18 protein-coding genes are annotated in these 19,013 nt (G+C 69.3%); 2 read left to right on the top strand and 16 right to left on the bottom strand.

Features of this window, described 5'->3' with window-relative positions; genetic code table 11:
• The first annotated feature begins 76 nt into the window (after positions 1–76).
• Both ACFWZ1_RS00950 and ACFWZ1_RS00945 read left to right on the top strand, forming a co-directional pair.
• Positions 77–1,135, top strand: coding sequence for a catalase family peroxidase (locus ACFWZ1_RS00950; protein WP_439665113.1), 1,059 nt, complete (start codon positions 77–79; stop codon positions 1,133–1,135).
• The gene (locus ACFWZ1_RS00945) at positions 1,132–1,695 is read left to right on the top strand and encodes a cytochrome b (protein WP_439665112.1); all 564 of its coding nucleotides are present in this window, start codon (positions 1,132–1,134) and stop codon (positions 1,693–1,695) included. Before ACFWZ1_RS00950 ends, ACFWZ1_RS00945 begins: the two co-directional genes overlap by 4 nt.
• Before the next feature lie 70 nt (positions 1,696–1,765).
• On the opposite strand, the gene ACFWZ1_RS00940 is transcribed toward ACFWZ1_RS00945, so the two are convergent.
• From ACFWZ1_RS00940 to ACFWZ1_RS00865, 16 genes are all read right to left on the bottom strand, one after another.
• Entirely contained in the window at positions 1,766–2,728 is a 963-nt protein-coding gene (locus ACFWZ1_RS00940) for a sensor domain-containing diguanylate cyclase (protein ID WP_439665111.1), read from the bottom strand.
• Positions 2,729–2,846: 118 nt separating this feature from the next.
• A complete protein-coding gene (locus ACFWZ1_RS00935) occupies positions 2,847–3,173 on the bottom strand; it encodes a cytochrome C oxidase subunit IV family protein (protein ID WP_439665110.1) in 327 nt (108 codons plus the stop codon).
• Positions 3,170–3,817, bottom strand: a complete 648-nt coding sequence (locus ACFWZ1_RS00930) for a cytochrome c oxidase subunit 3 family protein (protein WP_439665109.1) — start codon at positions 3,815–3,817, stop codon at positions 3,170–3,172. The genes ACFWZ1_RS00935 and ACFWZ1_RS00930 overlap by 4 nt, the downstream gene beginning before the upstream one ends.
• The gene (gene ctaD, locus ACFWZ1_RS00925) at positions 3,814–5,412 is read right to left on the bottom strand and encodes a cytochrome c oxidase subunit I (protein ID WP_439665108.1); all 1,599 of its coding nucleotides are present in this window, start codon (positions 5,410–5,412) and stop codon (positions 3,814–3,816) included. Before ctaD ends, ACFWZ1_RS00930 begins: the two co-directional genes overlap by 4 nt.
• Positions 5,399–6,331 carry a cytochrome c oxidase subunit II gene (gene coxB, locus ACFWZ1_RS00920; protein ID WP_439665107.1) on the bottom strand — a complete coding sequence of 311 codons (933 nt, stop codon included), beginning with the start codon at positions 6,329–6,331 and terminating at the stop codon, positions 5,399–5,401. Before coxB ends, ctaD begins: the two co-directional genes overlap by 14 nt.
• The gene (locus ACFWZ1_RS00915) at positions 6,328–7,095 is read right to left on the bottom strand and encodes an SCO family protein (RefSeq protein ID WP_439665106.1); all 768 of its coding nucleotides are present in this window, start codon (positions 7,093–7,095) and stop codon (positions 6,328–6,330) included. Before ACFWZ1_RS00915 ends, coxB begins: the two co-directional genes overlap by 4 nt.
• 92 nt (positions 7,096–7,187) lie before the next feature.
• Positions 7,188–7,550 carry a hypothetical protein gene (locus tag ACFWZ1_RS00910; protein WP_439665105.1) on the bottom strand — a complete coding sequence of 121 codons (363 nt, stop codon included), beginning with the start codon at positions 7,548–7,550 and terminating at the stop codon, positions 7,188–7,190.
• Positions 7,547–8,626 (bottom strand): hypothetical protein, encoded by a 1,080-nt coding sequence (locus tag ACFWZ1_RS00905; RefSeq protein WP_439665104.1) that lies wholly within the window; start codon positions 8,624–8,626, stop codon positions 7,547–7,549. Before ACFWZ1_RS00905 ends, ACFWZ1_RS00910 begins: the two co-directional genes overlap by 4 nt.
• Positions 8,623–9,219, bottom strand: a complete 597-nt coding sequence (locus ACFWZ1_RS00900; RefSeq protein ID WP_231322772.1) for a c-type cytochrome — start codon at positions 9,217–9,219, stop codon at positions 8,623–8,625. The genes ACFWZ1_RS00905 and ACFWZ1_RS00900 overlap by 4 nt, the downstream gene beginning before the upstream one ends.
• A gap of 134 nt (positions 9,220–9,353) precedes the next feature.
• The gene (locus ACFWZ1_RS00895; protein WP_439665103.1) at positions 9,354–9,890 is read right to left on the bottom strand and encodes a DUF3341 domain-containing protein; all 537 of its coding nucleotides are present in this window, start codon (positions 9,888–9,890) and stop codon (positions 9,354–9,356) included.
• Complete coding sequence (gene nrfD, locus ACFWZ1_RS00890; RefSeq protein WP_439665102.1) at positions 9,887–11,230, bottom strand: NrfD/PsrC family molybdoenzyme membrane anchor subunit; 1,344 nt, start codon at positions 11,228–11,230, stop codon at positions 9,887–9,889. The genes ACFWZ1_RS00895 and nrfD overlap by 4 nt, the downstream gene beginning before the upstream one ends.
• Positions 11,231–11,321: 91 nt before the next feature.
• On the bottom strand, positions 11,322–14,243 hold the full coding sequence (locus ACFWZ1_RS00885) for a TAT-variant-translocated molybdopterin oxidoreductase (RefSeq protein ID WP_439665101.1): 2,922 nt from the start codon (positions 14,241–14,243) through the stop codon (positions 11,322–11,324).
• A gap of 22 nt (positions 14,244–14,265) precedes the next feature.
• Positions 14,266–14,913 carry a cytochrome c3 family protein gene (locus ACFWZ1_RS00880; protein WP_231322764.1) on the bottom strand — a complete coding sequence of 216 codons (648 nt, stop codon included), beginning with the start codon at positions 14,911–14,913 and terminating at the stop codon, positions 14,266–14,268.
• Between the two features lie 213 nt (positions 14,914–15,126).
• Positions 15,127–16,437 carry a c-type cytochrome gene (locus ACFWZ1_RS00875; RefSeq protein WP_439665100.1) on the bottom strand — a complete coding sequence of 437 codons (1,311 nt, stop codon included), beginning with the start codon at positions 16,435–16,437 and terminating at the stop codon, positions 15,127–15,129.
• A complete protein-coding gene (locus ACFWZ1_RS00870; RefSeq protein WP_439665099.1) occupies positions 16,434–18,182 on the bottom strand; it encodes a GMC family oxidoreductase in 1,749 nt (582 codons plus the stop codon). The genes ACFWZ1_RS00875 and ACFWZ1_RS00870 overlap by 4 nt, the downstream gene beginning before the upstream one ends.
• Positions 18,183–18,193: 11 nt before the next feature.
• A complete protein-coding gene (locus ACFWZ1_RS00865) occupies positions 18,194–18,910 on the bottom strand; it encodes a gluconate 2-dehydrogenase subunit 3 family protein (RefSeq protein ID WP_439665098.1) in 717 nt (238 codons plus the stop codon).
• Positions 18,911–19,013: the final 103 nt, after the last annotated feature.

The raw sequence follows: 19,013 nt of genomic DNA, 5'->3' as shown, positions 1-19,013 counted from the left end.
ACCGCATGGGAATAAATCGCCCGCCCGTGCGTCCAGCGTGCCATCACCACACGGCCGAGGGCCGGGAGCATCCTCCATGAAGATCCGTTTCAGACAGGCCGCGCCTTGGGCGCTGATTGGCGGCTTGGCGGCCGTCACCGTGGCCGCGTTCGGTTACGTCGGCGGCTGGCTGGCACCGCACCGGCTCACCCCGCAGCGCCTGGTCGATACCCTGCAGGACAACGCCGGCCTGCACCCGGGCTACCGCCGCAACCACGCCAAGGGCGTGTGCGTGGCCGGATGGTTCGAGGGCAACGGCGCGGCGAGCGCGTATTCGACCGCGGCGGTGTTCGCGCGCGGCCGCACGCCGGTGGTCGGCCGCTTCGCCATTCCCGGCGGGAACCCGTACGCCCCCGACGGCAGCGTGCCGATCCGCAGCATGGCGCTGCGCTTCAACCTGCCGGACGGCGAGCAATGGCGCACCGGCATGAACGCGATGCCGGTGTTCCCGGTGTCCACGCCGCAGGCGTTCTATGAACAGGCACTGGCGGGCCGGCCCGATCCGGCCACCGGCAAGCCCGATCCGGCGAGGCTCGCCGCGTTCTTCGCCGCGCACCCGGAAACCGCCGCGTTCCGCGCCTGGGCGAAACACGCGAAGCCGTCGGCCAGCTACGTGACCGAGCGCTACGACAGCATCAATGCGTTCTATGTGGTCGATGCGCAAGGACATCGTCGCGCGGTGCGCTGGGCGATGGTGCCGCAGGCCGGCGATGGGCGCCCGGGACCGGCCGGCGATCCCGACTACCTCGCCCGCGACCTGGACCAGCGCCTGGCCCGGGGACCGCAGCGATGGACCTTGCGACTGACCTTCGCCGCGCCCAATGACCCCGTCGACGACGCCGCGCGCGTCTGGCCGGCCGACCGCCCCGCGGTGGACGCCGGCACGCTGGTGATCGAGCGCATGCAGGCGCAGGACAGCGGCGCATGCCGCGACGTCAACTACGACCCGACGGTGCTGCCGGCCGGCATCGAGCCTTCGGCCGATCCCCTGCTGGCCGCGCGCTCGGCCGCGTATGCCGACTCCTACCTGCGCCGTACCGCCGAGGAGGCGCACCTGCCCGGCAGCGCGCGTCATACCGCGGAGGCCACCCGATGAACACGCCGACCACCTTCCATCCGCTCGCGCGGCTGCTGCACTGGACGATGGCCACGATGATCGTGGCGATGCTGTTCATCGGCGCCGGCATGGTCGCCACCGTGTCGCAAAAGCACGGCTGGTTGCTGGCGATCCACAAGCCGCTGGGCATCGCGATCCTGCTGCTGGCGATCGCGCGCCTGGCGTTGCGCTTGCGCCATCGTCCCCCGCCGCTGCCGGCGGATCTCCCGCTCTGGCAACGGCTCGCGGCGCTGGCCTCGCACTGGCTGCTGTACGCGCTGATGCTGGCGCTGCCGCTGCTCGGCTGGGGGATGCTGTCGGCCGGCGGCTACCCAGTGATGCTGGGCGACGCGCTGCGGCTGCCGGCGATCCTGCCGGAGAACGCCGCATTGTTCGCCTGGCTGCGCAAAGCGCACCGCTACCTCGCCTGGCTGCTGTTCCTCACCTTCGTGGCGCACATGAGCGCGGGGCTGTACCACGGGCTGATCCGCCGCGACGGCGTGCTGGCGTCGATGCTGCCGAGCCGTCGCGGCAAGGCGCCGATGGCGACCGGGGACTGACACTTCCGCGGCACCCGTAGGGTGGGTTTCATCCCACCGCGGCGGACGTGGCCGCATGGCCGAAGCCCGCCTACGAAAGGCGGTGCCGGCCGCGCTTGGCGTCGAGCATCAGCAGGTCCGCCTCGCGGTAGGCCTCGCCCAGGTCGCGGTCGGGACCGCGCCAGCTGTAGCCGAGCGTGGCGGCGACGCCGGCGGAGCGCAGCGCCTGTTCGATGCGGGCAGCCTGGCGTGCCAGTTCGGTGGGGCCCACGTCCAGGATCAGCACCACGAACTCGTCGCCGCCCAGACGCGCCACCACGTCCACCGCGCGCACGGCACGGGTGATTTCTGTCGCGGCGCGCTGGATGAGCTCGTCACCCGCGGCATGGCCCTGGCTGTCGTTGGTCTGCTTGAGGCGATCCAGGTCGACCACCACCACGCCGGCGGTGGTGTGTTCGTCGCGGCAGCGCTGCTCCTCCAGCGCGAGCAGTTCGCGCCAGCCGCGGCGGTTGAAGATGCCGGTCATCGGGTCGGTCATCGCTTCCAGCTCGGCGCGCTCGGCGCGGCGGCGGGTTTCCTTCAGATCGACGTCGTGGCACCAGAGCGTGGCGAGCATCTGCGCGCACAGCTGCACGATCGGCAGCCAGCGCTCCACGTCCACCGATACCGGCTGCGGATCGATGCCGCACAGGGTGCCGATCGCGCCATGGTCCAGATGCACGGGCACGCCCAGGTACGCGGCGATGCCGCGGCTGGCGATCGGCGCGGCGGCGTACGGCGCGTGGGCGCTGACGTCGGGCACCACGCAGGGGCCGCCGCGCACCATTCGCGAGCAGATCGAGTCCGCCCACTTGAGGGCGTCGCCGCTGCGCACGCCGAAGCAGTCGTCGGACGCCGCCAGCACCAGCCAGTCCTCGCCCTGGACGCGGGTGAGATACCAGGCGCCGACGCCGGTTCGCTCGCGCAGCATCGACAGGCAGGCCTGCGCCGCCTCGCGAAAACCGCCGAACGCGGACAGCGGCGGGAATGACAGGGTTTCGGGCGGCGTGCTCATGGGCGGAACGATGACAGGACCAGTCGCGGAGGCGGGGGTCACGATGCCTGCCACGATGGTGCCAGCATGCCGATGAATCGCCCCTGCGCGTGGAAAAGCAGAATCCATGCCACGCCTCCTACCAGGGCGCCAGCAGCGGGGTGCGGGTCAGCACGTCGGCCAGCGACAGCGCGATCATCACCGCCAGCCACGCAAACCCGACGCCGGCGACGATCCGCAGCAGCGCGTTGTCGGTTTTCAGGCGCATGAAGATGGTCAGCACCAGCAAGGCCTTGGCCACCGCGATGCCCAGGTTGGCCACGGTGTTGAAGGGGCCGAGCTCGAGCAGCGCACTGCCGGCGCTCAGTCCCAGCAGCACCAGCAGGGCGAGCAGCGTCCACAGGTTGCTGCCCAGCGAGGGAGGCCGCGGGCCGCTGCGGTGGGTACGTTGCGGACGCGCGTTCACCCGGCCCTCCCGACCAGGTAGATCACCGGATAGACGAAGATCCACACGATGTCGACCAGATGCCAGTACAGCGCGGTCAGTTCCAGCGGCGTGTGGTAGTCGGCATCGTAGGCGCCATGCCAGGTGCGCCAGGCCATCACGCCCATCAGCACCACGCCGATGGCCACGTGGATGCTGTGGAAGCCGGTGATGAAGTAGTACAGGCAATAGAAGATCGCCATGCCGTGCGCGTACACGCCGTGCTGGGTGTAGCGGATGCCCGGGATCAATCCCTCCTGGTACTCGGCGGCGTACTCGAAGCCGTGCATCACCAGAAAGCCGATGCCCAGCAGTGCGGTGAGGCCCAGCAACGCCGTGGCCAGCCGGCGGCCGCCCAGCTGTACCTCGCGCACCGACAGCGCCACCGCACAGCTGCTGGTCAGCAGCACGGCGGTCTCGATCGTGCCCAGCAGCATGTCGGTGTGCCGGCTGGCTTCGGCGAAGGCCTCGGGGAAGCGCACGCGGCACAGCGTGTAGCCGGCGAACAGCACGCCGAAGAACAGGATCTCGGTGGCCAGGAATGCCCACATGCCCAGGGTCGCGGCCTCGCGCTGCTGCACGGGGTCGTCGAACTGTTCGGGTACGGGATGGAGTCGGGCGTTCATCGGCGGTAGGCGTAGGGGCCTTCGGTGACGAGCGGGGTTTCGTCGAAGTTGTGCGGCGGCGGCGGCGAGCTGGTCTGCCATTCCAGCCCGGTCGCGTCCCATGGATTCGAACCGGCCCGTTCGCCGTGGCGCAGCGACCAGGCGAGATAGAGCAGCGGCAGCAGGTAGGCCACGCCGAGGATCGTCGCGCCGGCCGAAGACAGCACGTTCCAGACCTGGAACTGCGGCAGGTACTCGTGATAGCGCCGCGGCATGCCTTCCCAGCCGAGGATGTACTGCGGGAAGAAGGTGAGGTTGAAGCCGAAGAACATCAGGATGGCGGCGAAACGCGCCCACGCCTCCGAATACAGCCGCCCGGTGATCTTGGGCCACCAGTAGTGGATGCCGCCCAGGTAGGCCATCACCGCGCCGCCGACCATGATGTAGTGGAAGTGCGCCACCACGAAGTAGGTGTCGGTGAGGTTCACGTCCAGCGCGGTGGCCGCCAGGAACAGGCCGGTCAGCCCGCCCAGCATGAAAAGCCCGACGAAGCCCAGTGCGTAGAGCATCGGCGCGTCGAAGCTGATGTCGCCCTTGTACAGCGTGGCGGTCCAGTTGAAGACCTTGATCGCCGAGGGCACCGCGATGATGAAGGAGAGGATCGAGAACACGATGCTCGCGTACATCGACTGCCCCGCCACGAACATGTGGTGCCCCCACACCAGGAAGCCGACCACCGCGATGCCGATGATCGCGTAGACCATGAACTTGTAGCCGAAGATGCGCCGGCGCGCGCCGTGGGTGATCAGTTCGCTGACCAGCCCCATGCCGGGCAGGATCATGATGTACACGGCCGGGTGCGAGTAGAACCAGAAGAAGTGCTGGAACAGCACCGGATCGCCGCCCAGCGCCGGATCGAAGATGCCGACGCCGAACAACCGCTCCAGTCCGATCAGCGCCAGCGTCATCGCCAGCACGGGCGTGGCCAGGATCATGACCAGCGCCACCGCGTACATCGACCACACGAACAGCGGCAGCCGCATCCAGGTCATGCCCGGCGCCCGCAGCGTGTGCACGGTGACGATGAAGTTGAGGCCGGTGAAGATCGAGGAGAAGCCCACGATGAACACGCCGACCACCGCCATCATCACGTGCGAGTTGGAGAACATCGTCGAGAAGGGCGTGTAGAAGGTCCAGCCGGTGTCCACGCCGCCCAGCAGCAGGCAGGCCAGGGTGAACACGCCGCCGCCCATGTACAGGTACCAGCTGAAGAGGTTCAGCCGCGGGAAGGCCACGTCGCGCGCGCCGATCATCAGCGGCAGCAGGAAGTTGCCCAGCGTGGCGGGGATCGAGGGGATCAGGAAGAACCAGACCATCACCACGCCGTGGAAGGTGAACGCCTTGTTGTAGGTTTCCGCGCTCAGCAGGTCGCCGGCGGGCGTGACCAGCTCCCAGCGGATCAGCGCGGCGGCGAGGCCGCCGAGGAAGAAGAAGAAGGTGATGCCGATGCCGTACAGGACGGCGATGCGCTTGTGGTCGTGGGTCGTCAGCCACGATCGCAAACCGAAGCCTTCCTCCAGGTAACTGCGCGGCGTCAGCAGCTCAACGGTGCTCATCGGTGTCCTCCGCCGCGTGGGTGCGGGTCTTCAGGTACGCCACCAGGGCCAGCACGTCCTCCTCGCCGATGCGGCCCTCGAAGCTGGGCATGATCGGCGCGTAGCCGGCGGCGACCTGCTTCTTCGGCAGCAGGATCGCGTCGTGCAGGTAGCGCTCGTCGGCCAGCACCTGTGAACCGTCGGCCAGCGGCACGGTACGGCCGTAGAGGTCGTAGAGGTCGGGCGCGTGCACGCCCGACTGCGGATCGTGGCAGCCGCTGCAGCCGAGCTGCCGGAACAGGTCCGCGCCTTGCGCGGCCAGGCCGGTGCCCTGGTGCGCATGCAGCCAGCGCGCGTAGTCGGAGGGCGCCATCACGACGACGCGCCCCCGCATGCGCGAGTGGTCGGTGCCGCAGAACTCGGCACAGAAGAGGTGGTAAGTGCCCGCTTCGGTCGCGGTGAACCACAGCTGCGTGTAGCGTCCCGGCAACACGTCCTGCTTCACGCGGAAGGCAGGCACGTAGAAGCTGTGGATCACGTCCTGCGAGGTCATCACCAGGCGGATCGGCTGGCCTACCGGTACGTGCAGCTGGTCGATCTCGCGCTGGCCGCCCGGATGCTGCACCTTCCACATCCACTGCTTGGCGACCACGTAGACCGGCTGGGCGTCCTTCGGTGGCGTGCGCATGCGGATCCACAAATGCACGCTCCAGCCGAAGATGCCCATGAACAGGAAGAAGGGCACCAGCGTCCAGGTCAGTTCCACGCCAAGGTGCTGATGCGCCGGCGTGCGCACCGCGTCGGTGCCATGGCGGTACTTCACGCAGAACACGATCATCAGCGTGAATACGCCGACGACCACCAGGCCGCACAACAGCAGCAACGCGTCGAACAGATGGTCGACGTTCGGCGCGAAGGAGGACGCCTGCGGCAGCATCATGCGCGCCCCCTCGCCTTCAGCCAGGCCAGCCAGCCGGCCAGTGCCAGCGCGAAGGCCACGCCCAGCACCTGCATGGTGCGGCCGATCGCCAGGCTGTAGCGGCCGGTGGTCGGGTCGTAACCGCAGCACAACAGCACCAGCTGGTCGATCAGCGTGCCCAGCTGCCCGCGCGAGGCGCTGACCAGCGCCAGCCGCAACGAAGCCGGCGGCCAGGACACGCCGAAGAAGTACTGCGCGACCGTGCCATCCGGTGTGATCGCCACCAGGCCGGCGGCGTGGGCGTACTGGTGCAGGTGGTCGTCGTAGAAGTAGCGGAAGCCGATGGAATGCGAGAGCGCGGCGATGCTGTCCGGGTCGCCAGTAAGGAAGTGCCAGTGCCGCACGCGGGCGTCCGCGTGCATCCGCGCGAGCATCGCCTGCGCCTGGCGTGCGTCCGCCGGCGTTTCGGCCGGATCGATGCTGACGAAGGCCACCGCGAAATCGCGGCCGGGCTGCAGGTCGAGCCTGGACAGTGTGTGCGCCATGCCGTTCAGCACCACGTCGCAGAGGTTGGGGCAGCGGTAGTAGCCCAGCGCGAGCAGCAGCGGCTTGCCCCGGGCGAGCGTGCGCAGGTCGACGGACCTGCCGTCGGCGTCCTGGAAGCGCGCGTCGAGGGGGACATGGGCGCCCAGGCGCTGGTCGAAGCCGGCGCGCTGGGCGAGATCGCGGGGTGGTGGCGGCGCCTGCGTGGCCCACGCCACGGGCATCCACAGAAGGAAGAGCATGGCCAACCGCAAGAGTGCACCTCGTGCGCGGCCGCCAGGCACGATCGGGCCGCGCGGTCGCGCACAAGCGGCACTCCTGCAGGGGATCGACGTCATCGCGGACGCTCCGTGGAGGAAGCCGGCACCGGCCCACCCTGCCCCGCCGCGACCATCGCCATGGCTCGCGTGATGGGAATCCGCGCCACCGTGTGCGCCTTGTCCGCCCACATATAGCCGTCCAGACGCGAACGCTGCAGCGCGCGCTCGGCGGCGATGTCGGCGGCCGGATCGGGTTGCAACCGTGGCTGTGGGGGAATCGGCTGGGTCGGCGGCTCGCCCGCGGTCAGCACCGGCCGCGCCCACGCGTAGACCAGCAGCACGATCGCGAGCAGGCTGAGCGCCAGGATCGCCGCCGCCCAGTGCAGCACGCCGGCCGCCACCAGGTAGGACTCGTGCGAATCGGGTTCACGGCTCATGGCCTGACCTCCAGCGCCACGCGCCGCTGCGCGCCGTAGCCCAGCCACCAGAGCCCGCCGATGCCGATCCACGCCAGCGGGTCGCTCCAGGCCAGCGCGTGGTCGCGCAGGCCGGGCAGCACCAGCCAGGCGACATAGCCGACCTGGGCGAGGAACAGCCACAACGCCACGCCGGCCAGCCAGGCCACGCGCTGCTTGGCGTTGCGCGAGAGCAGCACGGCGAACGGCAGCGCCAGGTGGAACAGCACCAGGAACGCCCCGAGCCAGCGCCAGGCGGTCTTCACCCTGGGCAGGTACCACACCGTTTCGGACGGGAGGTCGGCGATCCATGCGGTGAGGTAGTCCATGAAGGCCAGGTAGCCCCAGGCCAGCACCAGCACCATCAGGATGCTGCCGAGGTCGTTCAGCCGTCTGGCCGTCCACGATGGTGCGGCGGCGTCGCGGCGCGTCACGCTGATCCACACGGCCAGCCCGGCCGCGGCCAACAGTTGCGCCGTGCCGACCAGGATGCCGAGCGTGGTCGAGTGCCAGCGCGGCACCAGCGATGCCACCCAGTCGATCGCCGCCACCGACACGGTCAGCGCGTAGAGGACCAGGCCCCCGGCGGCGAAGCGGCCAGCCGCGGGCGTGGCCAGCCGCCGTCGGATACCGTGCGCCAGCCACAGCCACAAGGCGAACACGACCACCGCGCGCACGAGGAAGAACGGCACATCGAGCCACCAACGCTGGTGGTCGAGGTTTGGATCGGCCGCCTGCGCGTCGGCCCAGGGAAAGAGCACTGCCACGCCGATCAGCACCGGCAGCAGCAGCACGGCCATCAGCGGCAGGCGGCGGCTGGCCGCCAGCAAGGCAGGACGCAGCGCGAAGCCCCAGTCGCCGCCGGTCAGCGCATGGATCAGCAGCAGGCCCACGCTGCCCAGCGCCGGCGCCAGCCAGAACAGCCAGGCAAAGAGATAGGACAGCAACACCGCGCGAGGCGCGTGCAGCCCCAGCAGCAGGCAACCGACCAGCGCGAGGACGCCGGCCACTGCCGCGATGCCTTCGCCGCGCGACACCCTGGGCCATCGGCGGCTCATCGGCGCGCCTCCGCCGGCAGGCGCGCCAGGTCCTGTGGCGTGAGCCGGTCGCGCGGGGCGTGCTGGGAGAGCTGCAGCGCACGGATGTAGGCCACGATCGCCCAGCGGTCGTGCGGACTGATGCGATCGGCATACGGATACATCACGCCGTAGCCGTCGCTGATGACCTGGTAGAAATGGCTGTCCGGCGCGTTGCGCAGGCGGTCGGTGTGGTAACTCGGCGGCGCGGGGAAGCCGCGCCGGGCGATCATGCCGTCGCCGTTGCCCGAGCGACCGTGGCAGGGCGCGCAGTAGATGTCGAAGCGCTGCTGCCCGCGTTCGAGCAGCGTCATGGTTACCGGCAGCGGGTTGGCGTAGCGGCGCTCGTCGACGTCCCCTTGCGCGAGGCTGCGGCCCTGCGCATCCAATGGCAGCGCCGGGCCGGGATCGGGCGCCAACGTCATCTGCCCGCGGCGGCCGCTCGCGGTATCGGCCCCCGCCCCCTGCGCCATCGGCACGCTGCCCGGCGGCGGCGTGCGGGCGCTGTTGCCGTCGGCGAAGAGGGGACTGGGTTCGAGCGGTTTGTACTTGGGCTGCGCGTACATGTCGTGCATGGACTGCTCGCAGCCGCCCAGGAGCGATAGGACAAGCAGAAGCGCGGCTTTCGTTGCAGAAGCAGCCTTGGGCGCCACCGCGACATCGCGGTCGCGTCCAGGAGCGCTCCTGCGGGGGAAAAGCCGGTAGCGCTTCATCGCCCTACCCTCTCGATCGCCAGCGGCGCCAGCCGCGCGAGATCGTCGTGTGCCAGGGTCGCGTCGAAACGCGGGTCGTCCGCACGCAGCCACACGAAGAAGCCGTCGCGGCTGGCCGCCTCGAAGCACGGCACGTCGAACAGCGGATGGTTGAGCCGCGGCAGGCCGTTGGCGAAGAACAGGCCGACGACGCCGAACAGCGCGGCGAACAGGATGGTCATTTCCAATGCGGCCGGAATGAAGGCCGGCCAGCTGGCGTCTGGCCGGCCGCCGACGTTGATCGGGTAGTCGATCACCGAGGCGTACCACTCCAGCAGCAGCGTGCCGAAACCGCCGACCAGGCCACCGAGCAACACCAGCAGAGGGATGCGGTTGCGCATCGGCCCCAGCGCCTGGGCGAGGCCTTCGACCGGGTAGGGCGTGTAGGCCTCCAGCTGCGTGTAGCCACGGCCGCGCAGTTCGCGCACCGCCATCAGCAGCGCCTCGGCATGGTCGAAGCGGGCCAGCCATCCCTGCTCGTGCAGCGTGCTCATGCGCCCTCCCGTTCGAGTCGCGCGCGCAGCTTGCGCAGTTCGAACATCGGCAACAGCGGGAGCAACCGCACGAACAGCAGGAACAACAGGAAGAACAATCCGATCGACCCTGCCAGGAAGGCGATGTCCCACACGGTCGGATAGAACATGCCCCAGCTCGAGGGCAGGAAGTCGTGGTACAGGCTGCTGACGATGAGCAGAAAGCGCTCGAACCACATGCCGATGAGCACCAGCAGCGCGATCACGAACAGCGCCGCGTGGCTGCGCCGCACGCGCTCGAACCAGATCGCCTGGATCGCCACCACGTTGCAGCCGATGATCGTCCAGTACACCCAGGCGTAGGCGCCGGTGAGCTCGGCCATGGCGTGCGCGATCTCGTAGCGGTCGCCGCTGTAGAACGCGTTGAACAGCTCCGAGGCGTAGCTGTAGTCGACGAACAGGCCCGCCGCCAGCATCAGCCTGGCCAGGTTGGCGATGTGCCGCTCAGTGATGAAATCCCCCAGGCCGAAGAAGCGCCGCAGCGGGATACCCAGCACCAGCACCATGCCGAAACCGGAGAACAGGGCGCCGGCGACGAAGAACGGCGGGAAGATCGTCGAGTGCCAGCCCGGCAGCAGCCCCTCGGAGAAATCCAGCGCCACCATCGAGTGCACCGAGAACACCAGCGGCACCGCCATTGCGGCGAGCAGCAGGTTGAGCGTCTCGAACCGCTGCCAGTGCCGCGCCTCGCCGCGCCAGCCGGCTGCGAGAAGCCCGTAGAACACCTGCTTGCCGCGCGTGGTGGCGCGGTCGCGCAAGGTGGCCAGGTCGGGGATCAGGCCGACGTAGAAGTAGAGCACCGAGACGATCAGGTAGGCGACGATCGCCGAGAAATCCCAGAACAGGGAGCTCTTCCACTGCGGCCACACGCCCATGCGATCGGGGTAAGGCGCGAGCCAGTAGAAGAACCACGGCCGGCCCAGGTGCAGGATCGGGAAGATGCCCGACACCGACACGGCGAACACGGTCATCGCCTCGGCGTAGCGGTTGAGCGCGTTGCGCCAGCCCTGGCGCGCCAGGTACAGGCCGCCGGAAATGAAGGTGCCGGCCATGCCGATGGCGATCCACCACACGTAGTCGGCGATGGCGAAGGACCACGCTACCGGGATATCCAGGCCCCAGATGCCGACGCCCTTCACCAGCAGCCACACGATGCCGACGCCCAGCCAGGCGGTGAGCACGAAGGAGAGCGCGAAGGCGAGCATCCACAGACGGCCGGTGGGGCGCTCGAGCACGATGGCGCTGACCTTGTCGGTGATCGACGCGTGGGTTTCGCACGGGGCGAGGAGCGGCGTGGTCATGCCGACGCCCCCCGCGCCACCGATACAGCTCCCTCTCCCACCCGGAGAAAGGGAGAGGAGCTGAGGCGAGCGTGAGGTACGCCAAGCAAGCTCATGCGTCATCCTCCAGCGCCGGGTGCGGGTTGCGGATCGCGGCGAGGTAGGTTGTGCGCGGGCGGGTGTTGAGCTCCTCCAGCAGCGTGTAGTGACGGGGCGAGGCCTTCTGCCGGCTGACCGCGCTGGCGCTGTCCTGCTGGTCGCCGAAGACGATCGCCTGGGTGGGACATACCGCCTGGCAGGCGGTCAGCACCTCACCGTCGGCGATGCGCCGGCCGTCCTTGTCGGCGGCGATGTGCGCGGTCTCGATGCGCTGGATGCAGTAGGTGCATTTCTCCATCACGCCGCGGTTGCGCACGGTGACGTCCGGGTTGCGCTGCGCCTTCAGCGTTTCGGTGGTGAGGTCGCTGTACTGCAGGAAGTTGAAGCGACGCACCTTGTAGGGGCAGTTGTTGGAGCAGAAGCGCGTACCCACGCAGCGGTTGTAGACCTGCACGTTGAGGCCTTCCGCATCGTGCACGGTCGCGCCGACCGGGCAGACCACCTCGCACGGCGCGTGCTCGCAGTGCATGCACGGCACCGGCTGGTGGTGAATGCGTGGCGCGCGCGCGTCGCCTTCGTAGTAGCGGTCGATGCGGATCCAGTGCATCTCGCGGCCGCGCCCGACTTCCTCCGCGCCGACCACGGGAATGTTGTTCTCCGCCTGGCAGGCGACGGTGCAGGCGCCGCAGCCGATGCAGGCGTTGAGGTCGACGCTCATGCCCCAGGCGTATTCGCCGGGCGGTCGGTCGGGGTAGAGGCTGGGCGGCGGCGGCGTGCGTTCCTGCGCAAAAGCAGGGTCGTCGCGGTAGGCGTCGAGCGTGGCAACGCGCACGGGCGCGCGGCCTTCCATGGCGTGGTGGCGCTGGGTGGTGGCGAGCGCGTGGTTCGCGCCGGTGCGGTTGATGCGCAGGCCGTCGCAGCGCCATGGCGCATCCGCGCTGCGCAACGCATAGGCGTCGAAGCCCAACTGCCCGCCCACGCGCCCGGCGTGGCGGCGGCCGTAGCCGAGCCAGACGGTGACGCTGCGTGCGGCCTGTCCCGGCATCACCCACACCGGCGCCTGGGTGTGGCGGCCGTCGATGCGCAGTTCCAGCGCATCGCCGTTCGCCAGGTCATGCGCGAGCGCGAGCTCGGTGCTGACCAGCGCGACGTTGTTCCAGGTCAGCGTGGTGAGGGGCTTAGGCAGCTCCTGCAGCCAGCCATTGTTGGCGTAGCGGCCGTCCCACACGGTCGGATCCGGAGCGAACAGCAGTTCCAGGCCAGGCTCGTCGGCCGGCGGCGCTACCTGCGCGAGGAAGCCGCGGTCCACGCGCGGCTGTTGCGTGGGCGGCGCGCTGTGCGGGATGACGCCGCCTTGCAGGATGGCCGTCCACGCCGCGGCGTCGGCCTGCCAGGTGGACTGCACGCGCGTGCGCGGGCTTTGCAGGTCGCCCATGAACATCGCCAGCAGTTCGTGCGCGCTGCGGCTGTCGTACAACGGCGCGATCACCGGCTGCACCACGCTGGCGGTGCCGTCGGCGGCGCGCAGGTCCGACCAGCTTTCCAGCGCATGCGTGCGCGGCAGGTGCCAGTGGCAGGCACGGGCGGTTTCGTCGCGGTAGAGGCCCAAGTGGATGCGGTGCGGCACCTTGGCCAGGTGCCGGGTGAACCCGGCATCGGCGGGCGTGGCGTAGGCCGGGTTTCCCTCGAGGATCAGCAGCGTGTCGACGCGGCCGGCGGCCATCGCCGCGGTGAGGTCGCGCAGGCCCTGCGCCGACGACTCCCACGGCTCGGGCGGCGCGTAGTACTCGACCGTGTGTCCGACGTTGCCGAGCGCCTCGTTGAGCAGGTGCGCGAGCGCGTGCACCCACGGCGGCTGCGTGCGTCCGGCGAGCACCAGCGAGCTGCCGTGCTGCGCGTCCAGATCCTGCGCCAGCGCGCGCAGGCGGCGGGCGGACAGGCCGCTGGACTGCGTGGCGTGCACGTCGGGCATGCCGAGCAGCTCGCCCAGTTCCAGCGCGGCCATGCCGATGTGCGCCGAACCCAGCGCCCAGCGGTGGTCGGCCTTGGCGCCGGTGAGCGAGGGCGAGGCTTCCATCACGTATAGGCGGCTGAAGTCCACCGACTGCGGGTCGCGGGCGGTGGTGAAGTCGCGTGCGTGGCGCAGGGAGCCGGGCATGGTGGCCAGGAAATCGGCCTCCAGCGCGAGAATCACCTGCGCGCGGTCGAAGTGGTAGCGCGGCCGCAATGGATCGCCGAAGGCCAGACGCGCGCCAGCCAGCGCGTTGTCTTCGTCGACCGCTTCGTACTGATGCCAGCGCGCGCCGGGGAAGCGTTGGAGCCAGGCCTCGCGCTGCGCCGCCAGTGTGGGGGAATCGATCCGGCCGCTCAGCACGTGCAGGCCGCGACCGTCGCGGGAGAAGCGCGCCGCGAGCGTGATGGCCTCCTCGCCGAACGCGTCCCAGCTGGTGGCCACGCCGTCGTGGACCGGGCTTTGCGAGCGGTCCGGGTCCCACAGCTCCAGCACGGCCGCCTGCATCGCCGGCGTGGTGGCGCCAAGGCTCGCCGGGTGCGCGGGATTGCCTTCGATCTTGGTCGGTCGCCCCTGGTGGGTTTCCACCAGCACGCCGGCCACGTCGCCGGCGCAGGCCAGCGTGCTGGCGTAGAAGCGCGGCAACGCCGGCGGCATCCCGTCGGGCCGGCGCACCCACGGCACGATCTCTTCCTGCGGCGGACGGCTGCAGGCGCCCAGGCCCGCCAGCGCCAGCGAGGCGCCGAGCAGCTTGAGGAAGCCGCGGCGGTCGAGCATGGGTTCGAGCTGGGAGAGCTGCGGGAAGGCTTCGCGCAGGCGATTGCGCCACGCCGGTTGCTCGACGAGTTCCTCCAGTGCGCGCCAGTAGTGCGGGCCGCGACTGTCGGCCAGGCGCGTGCGTAGGGCGTCGAGCGCGCCGGTCATGCGGGGCCTCCCGGAAGAGCGCTCATCGATGGCATACCGAGCAGTCCGTCAGCCGGCGGGTGTCGATGTGGTAGCGCTTGACCAACGCCAGGCCGAGTTTTTCCTGGTCCCGTGCCTGCCACCCCATGGCAAACTCCTGCTCGCGCGGGCGCAGGTATTTCTGCGGCGCGCGGTGGCAGTCCAGGCACCACTCCATCGACAGCGATTTCGTGCGCATCGTCAGCGGCATGCGGTCGACACGACCATGGCAGCTCTCGCAGCCGACGCCCTTGGCGACGTGAATGGAATGATTGAAGTAGACGAAGTCGGGCAGCTGATGGACGCGGTTCCAGTGCAGTGCCATGCCGCGCCGCCAGCTTTCGACCACCGGCTGGAGCACGGACTGGTCGGTGTACAGCTGCGAGTGGCAGGTCATGCAGGTGGAGATCGGCGGCATGCCGGCGAAAGCAGAGGTCTCCACCGTGTCGTGGCAATAGCGGCAGTCGATGCCGTCGTCGCCGACATGGTGCTTGTGGCTGAAGGGGACGGGTTGTTCCACGGCCTCGCCGATGCGATGCGGTCCGTTGGTCAGCCCGCGCCAGGCCAGCACGGCGGCGCTGGCCAGGATCAGCACGGCCAACAGGGTGAGCTTGACGAACAAGCCGAAGCGCGGATGGAAGATCTGGGTCATCGCCCTCTCGTGGTGGTCCTTTCCGGCGAGCGTTCGATGGCAACCTTCGCAGGGGTGGCGTGAAGCGCGCGCGGGTTTTTTTAAGTGCGCAGGCGCGAGGCGCCGACCTTCGCCTCCTCTCCCCGAGCGGGAGAGGGAGCAGAGCGCCTGAAACTCCCGCGAGCCCAACGGCTCACCCCCACCCTCTCCTCTCCGGAAGACGGGAGCACGGCGTCACGGCGATTCGCGCAAGGTCGCTCGCAGGTCTTCCACGTCGTCCGCATCCACGGCTCCGGCGTGATTGCCCCAGGCGTTGCGGATGTAGGTGGTGAGGTCGGCGATCTGTGCGTCGCTCAGGTGGTCGGCGAAGCCCTGCATCGCCAGGCCGGTGGGTTCGGCGGTAGTCCTGGGAATGCGTGCACCGTCGAGGATCACGCCGATCAGCGTGTCGGCGCTCGCGGCCTGCACGGCGGAGCTTTGCCGCAACGGCGGGAACGCGCCGATCTCGCCCTGGCCCTGCTTCAGGTGGCAACCCGCGCAGTTGTCCACGTAAAGCGCGGCGCCGCGATCGAGGGTGTTCTTGTCGACCGTGGCCACCGACGTGTCCTTGGGCGCCGGCAGGCTCTTCAGGTATACCGCGATCGCTTCCAGGTCGGGCTTGCTCAGGTACTGGGTCGACTGCTCGACGACTTCGGCCATGGGACCGGCGGCCGAAGTGCGGCTGTTCCGGCCGGTGCCCAGGTACTGCACGATGTCCTGCGTGGTCCAGCTGCCCAACCCATCGCGCGCGCCACCGGCCAGGCTCGGCGCATAGGCGTTCTCGGCATAGCCGCCCGTGGGCGACTCGTCCATGTCGGTGGCGCCGGCGAGGTTCTTGTCACCGTGGCAGGCGCTGCAGTGGCCAAGGCCCTTGACCAGGTACGCGCCGCGGTTCCATTGCGCCGAGCGTTTGGGATCGGGCTGGTAGGTGCCGTCGTCGAAGTACATGCCGTTCCACATCGCCATCAGCGCGCGCTGGTCGAGCGGCCACGGCAACGCGTTGCGGCGGTGGATCTGGCGCACGGGCGTCAGCGTGTCGAGGTAGGCCTTGATCGACAGTACGTCGTCGCGGCTCAGCCTGGTGTACCAGGGGTAGGGGAAGGCCGGATAGAGATGGTTCCCTTCCCGGTCGATGCCCTCGTGCATGGCGCGATAGAAGTCCTCGTCGGTCCAGCGGCCGATGCCGGTTTCCGGGTCCGGCGTGATGTTGCTGGAGTAGATGGTGCCGAAGGGCGTGGGGATGGCGCGGTCGCCGGCGAACGGCATGCCGTTGGGTGCGGTGTGGCAGGCCTCGCAGTCGCCGGCGCGGACCAGGTAGCGGCCGCGCGAGATCTCGCTCCACGGGCCGGCGCTCATGCGCTCGCCGAGCTTGATCGCCGAGGGTGCGCCCGCGTCGCGGTCATGGCTGCAGGCGGCGCACAGCATGGCGAGCAGGAGCAGGGCCGCGAGCGCCAGGTTCCTGCGCAGGGTCCCCGCTTGCCGGGAACGGGTACGTGCCGCGCTCATGCCGTCACCAGCGGGCCGGGGTTCTTCAGGTACCGCTTCATCGCTTCGGCCGACCAGTAGGTCAGCGCGCCGACCGTGCCGGTCGGGTTGTAGCCGGCGTTCTGCGGGAACACGCTCGCGCCCATCACCCACAGGTTCGGCACGTCCCAGCTCTGCAGGTAGCGGTTGACCACCGAGGTCTTCGGGTCGTCGCCCATCACCGCGCCGCCGGTGTTGTGCGTGGTCTGGTAAGGCACGATCGAGTACGGACCCTGGCGCTTCTTCTCGTGGATGCTGGCGCCGGGAATCGCGCGGCCGATCTGCGCGGCCTTGTCGGTGAGGAAGCCGGACATCTTCAGCTCGTTGGGCTGGAAGTCGAAGGTCAGGCGCAGCAGCGGGTTGCCGTAGACGTCGCGCCAGGTCGGGTCCAGGTCCAGGTAGCTGTTGCGATAGCTCATCACGCTGCCGTGGGTGGCGATGGAGCAGGCGGTGAGGTAGTTCTCGTGCATCGCCTTCTTCCACCCCGCGCCCCACTTGGGCGCGTTCTGGGGCAGGTAGTGCTGCAGGATCGGCCGCCCGCCGGTATTCCACAGCGCGATGTAGCCGCCACCGACGAAGCCGTGCGGGCCGTGGTCGAAGTTGTCGCCGTTGAACTCGTCGATCGCCTGGCCGAGCGCGCCGGCGCCCATGAACGGATTGAGCCGCTCCTTCTGGAACACGTCGACCGAGGACGTGATCTGGTAGGCGTAGTTGCGCCCGACCACGCCGGTGTTCGATACCGGGTCATACGGCTGGCCGATCTTCGAAAGCAGCAGCAGGTGCACGTTGTGCTGGGCGAAGGCGCACAGCACCACCATCTGCGCCGGCTGCTCGATCTGGTTGCCCTCGACATCGACGTAGGTAACGCCGGTGGCGCGCTTGCCGCTCGAATCGGTGTTGACGCGGGTGACGTTGCAGTGCGTGCGGAAGTGGAAGTTGTCCTTCTTCAGCAGGACCGGGAGGATGGTCGTTTGCGGACTGGCCTTGGAATAGTTGCCGCAGCCGAACCATTCGCAGTACCCGCAGTAGGTGCACTGGCCCATCTGCACGCCCAACGGATTGCGGTACGGCCGCGAGGCGTTGGCCGCCGGGCACGGAAACGGCTTGAAGCCCACCTCGCGCGCGGCCTTGTCGAACAGCACGGTGGAGGCGCTGCGCTCCAGCGGCGGCAGCGGATAGCCGCGTTGCCGCGCACCTTCGAACGGGTTGCCGCCGGCGACCAGCTGGCCGCCGACGTTACCGGCCTGGCCGGACACGCCGCAGAGGTATTCGAAGCGGTCGTAGTGCGGTTCCAGTTCCTCGTAGGTGACGCCCCAGTCCTGCAGGTTCATGTCCGCGGGAATGAAGCCTTTGCCGTAGCGCTGCTCGGTGTGCGTGCGTATCAGGAAGTCCTGTGGCAGGAAGCGCCAGCACTGGCCGTTCCAGTGCACGCCCGCGCCGCCCACGCCCGCGGCCGGCAGGAACGAGCCCAGGTGGCGCATCGGCAGCGCGGTCTGACTGGCGTTGTTGCGGAAGGTCAGCGACTCGCGCTCGGGCGATTCGAAGATCTGCTTGCGCACCGCATAGCGCAACTCGTCCTGGATGTGGTCGGTGGCGAAGTCGGGGACGGTGTCGCGCCAGGCGCCGCGCTCCAGCGCGAGCACCTGCACGCCGGCGTCGGTCAGTTCCTGCGCGATGATCGAAGCCGTCCAGCCGAAGCCGACCAGCACCACGTCTACCGGCGGCATCCGCCGCGCCATCAGGAAGCTTCCCCGGCATGGGCGAGCGCGGCGCCGGGCACGCGGCCGATCAGGCTGACGCAGGGCTGCGGGTACGGCTTGCCGTATTCGCCGATCTCGCGCACGTAGTTGTAGCGCGGGCCCGGGAAGCCGATCAGTTTCCAGCCGGCGAAGTCGCGGTTGCCGCCGTAGGCGGGGTCGGCGAGGAAGCCTTCCTGGGTGTTCTGCCAGAGCAGGTTGAAAAAGGTCTTCGACGGCACGTCGCCCAGGTCGACCTTGCCGTCTTCGAGCGCATGCAGCACCTGGTCCTGCTGGTCGGTCGTGAGCTTGGCGAACGGCTGGCGGTACTGCGTTTGGCAATGCTTGTCGATGCCGGCGATCGCCTGGCGATAGAGCTGCGCGGGCGTGAAGCGCAGCTGGTAGCCCTGGCCATCGATGCCGTTGGGCCAGGGGCCCTGCATGTACCAGCGCTCGGCGCGACCGTAGGGACCGGCCAGCTGCAGGTCGAGGAAGGTGGGAACGCCCGCCTTGTCGGCACCGGGGCCCAGCGTGTCGGCGGGAATCAGCCGCGCGGTGGCGGCCTGGATGAAATCCATCTCCCCGGCCGCGAAGAAGGCGTTGGACGGGCCGCCCTGCGCATCGGCGCCGCTGCCGCCGCAGGCGCACAACGCCATGCCGGCCGGTACCGTCACGCCGACGAGCCTGAGGAAATCCCGGCGTGCCGGATCGTGGTTCACGTCTGCCGCTCCTTGCCTTCACGGGAAAAAGATAGCCTAGGCAGGCGACGGTGAAGGGCCGGCGTCATCGGGGTGAAGATCGGGTGGTAGCCGTCGCAATATT

This window comes from Frateuria sp. GZRe14, from assembly GCF_051900395.1.
GTDB lineage: Bacteria > Pseudomonadota > Gammaproteobacteria > Xanthomonadales > Rhodanobacteraceae > Frateuria_A > Frateuria_A edaphi.
Note: the sequence above shows the minus strand (reverse complement) of the source record. Positions and strands in the feature narration are given on the sequence as shown.

Excerpts from the sequence above, each read along its gene's own strand:
- ACFWZ1_RS00870 (WP_439665099.1), bottom strand. The coding sequence starts at position 18,182 with ATGCCGCCGGTAGACGTGGTGCTGGTCGGCTTCGGCTGGACGGCTTCG.
- ACFWZ1_RS00885 (WP_439665101.1), bottom strand. The coding sequence starts at position 14,243 with ATGACCGGCGCGCTCGACGCCCTACGCACGCGCCTGGCCGACAGTCGC.
- ACFWZ1_RS00905 (WP_439665104.1), bottom strand. The coding sequence starts at position 8,626 with ATGAGCCGCCGATGGCCCAGGGTGTCGCGCGGCGAAGGCATCGCGGCA.
- ACFWZ1_RS00880 (WP_231322764.1), bottom strand. The coding sequence starts at position 14,913 with ATGACCCAGATCTTCCATCCGCGCTTCGGCTTGTTCGTCAAGCTCACC.
- ACFWZ1_RS00945 (WP_439665112.1), top strand. The coding sequence starts at position 1,132 with ATGAACACGCCGACCACCTTCCATCCGCTCGCGCGGCTGCTGCACTGG.
- ACFWZ1_RS00930 (WP_439665109.1), bottom strand. The coding sequence starts at position 3,817 with ATGAACGCCCGACTCCATCCCGTACCCGAACAGTTCGACGACCCCGTG.
- nrfD (WP_439665102.1), bottom strand. The coding sequence starts at position 11,230 with ATGACCACGCCGCTCCTCGCCCCGTGCGAAACCCACGCGTCGATCACC.
- ACFWZ1_RS00895 (WP_439665103.1), bottom strand. The coding sequence starts at position 9,890 with ATGAGCACGCTGCACGAGCAGGGATGGCTGGCCCGCTTCGACCATGCC.
- ACFWZ1_RS00915 (WP_439665106.1), bottom strand. The coding sequence starts at position 7,095 with ATGCTCTTCCTTCTGTGGATGCCCGTGGCGTGGGCCACGCAGGCGCCG.
- ACFWZ1_RS00900 (WP_231322772.1), bottom strand. The coding sequence starts at position 9,219 with ATGCACGACATGTACGCGCAGCCCAAGTACAAACCGCTCGAACCCAGT.
- ACFWZ1_RS00875 (WP_439665100.1), bottom strand. The coding sequence starts at position 16,437 with ATGAGCGCGGCACGTACCCGTTCCCGGCAAGCGGGGACCCTGCGCAGG.
- coxB (WP_439665107.1), bottom strand. The coding sequence starts at position 6,331 with ATGATGCTGCCGCAGGCGTCCTCCTTCGCGCCGAACGTCGACCATCTG.
- ACFWZ1_RS00950 (WP_439665113.1), top strand. The coding sequence starts at position 77 with ATGAAGATCCGTTTCAGACAGGCCGCGCCTTGGGCGCTGATTGGCGGC.
- ctaD (WP_439665108.1), bottom strand. The coding sequence starts at position 5,412 with ATGAGCACCGTTGAGCTGCTGACGCCGCGCAGTTACCTGGAGGAAGGC.
- ACFWZ1_RS00940 (WP_439665111.1), bottom strand. The coding sequence starts at position 2,728 with ATGAGCACGCCGCCCGAAACCCTGTCATTCCCGCCGCTGTCCGCGTTC.
- ACFWZ1_RS00910 (WP_439665105.1), bottom strand. The coding sequence starts at position 7,550 with ATGAGCCGTGAACCCGATTCGCACGAGTCCTACCTGGTGGCGGCCGGC.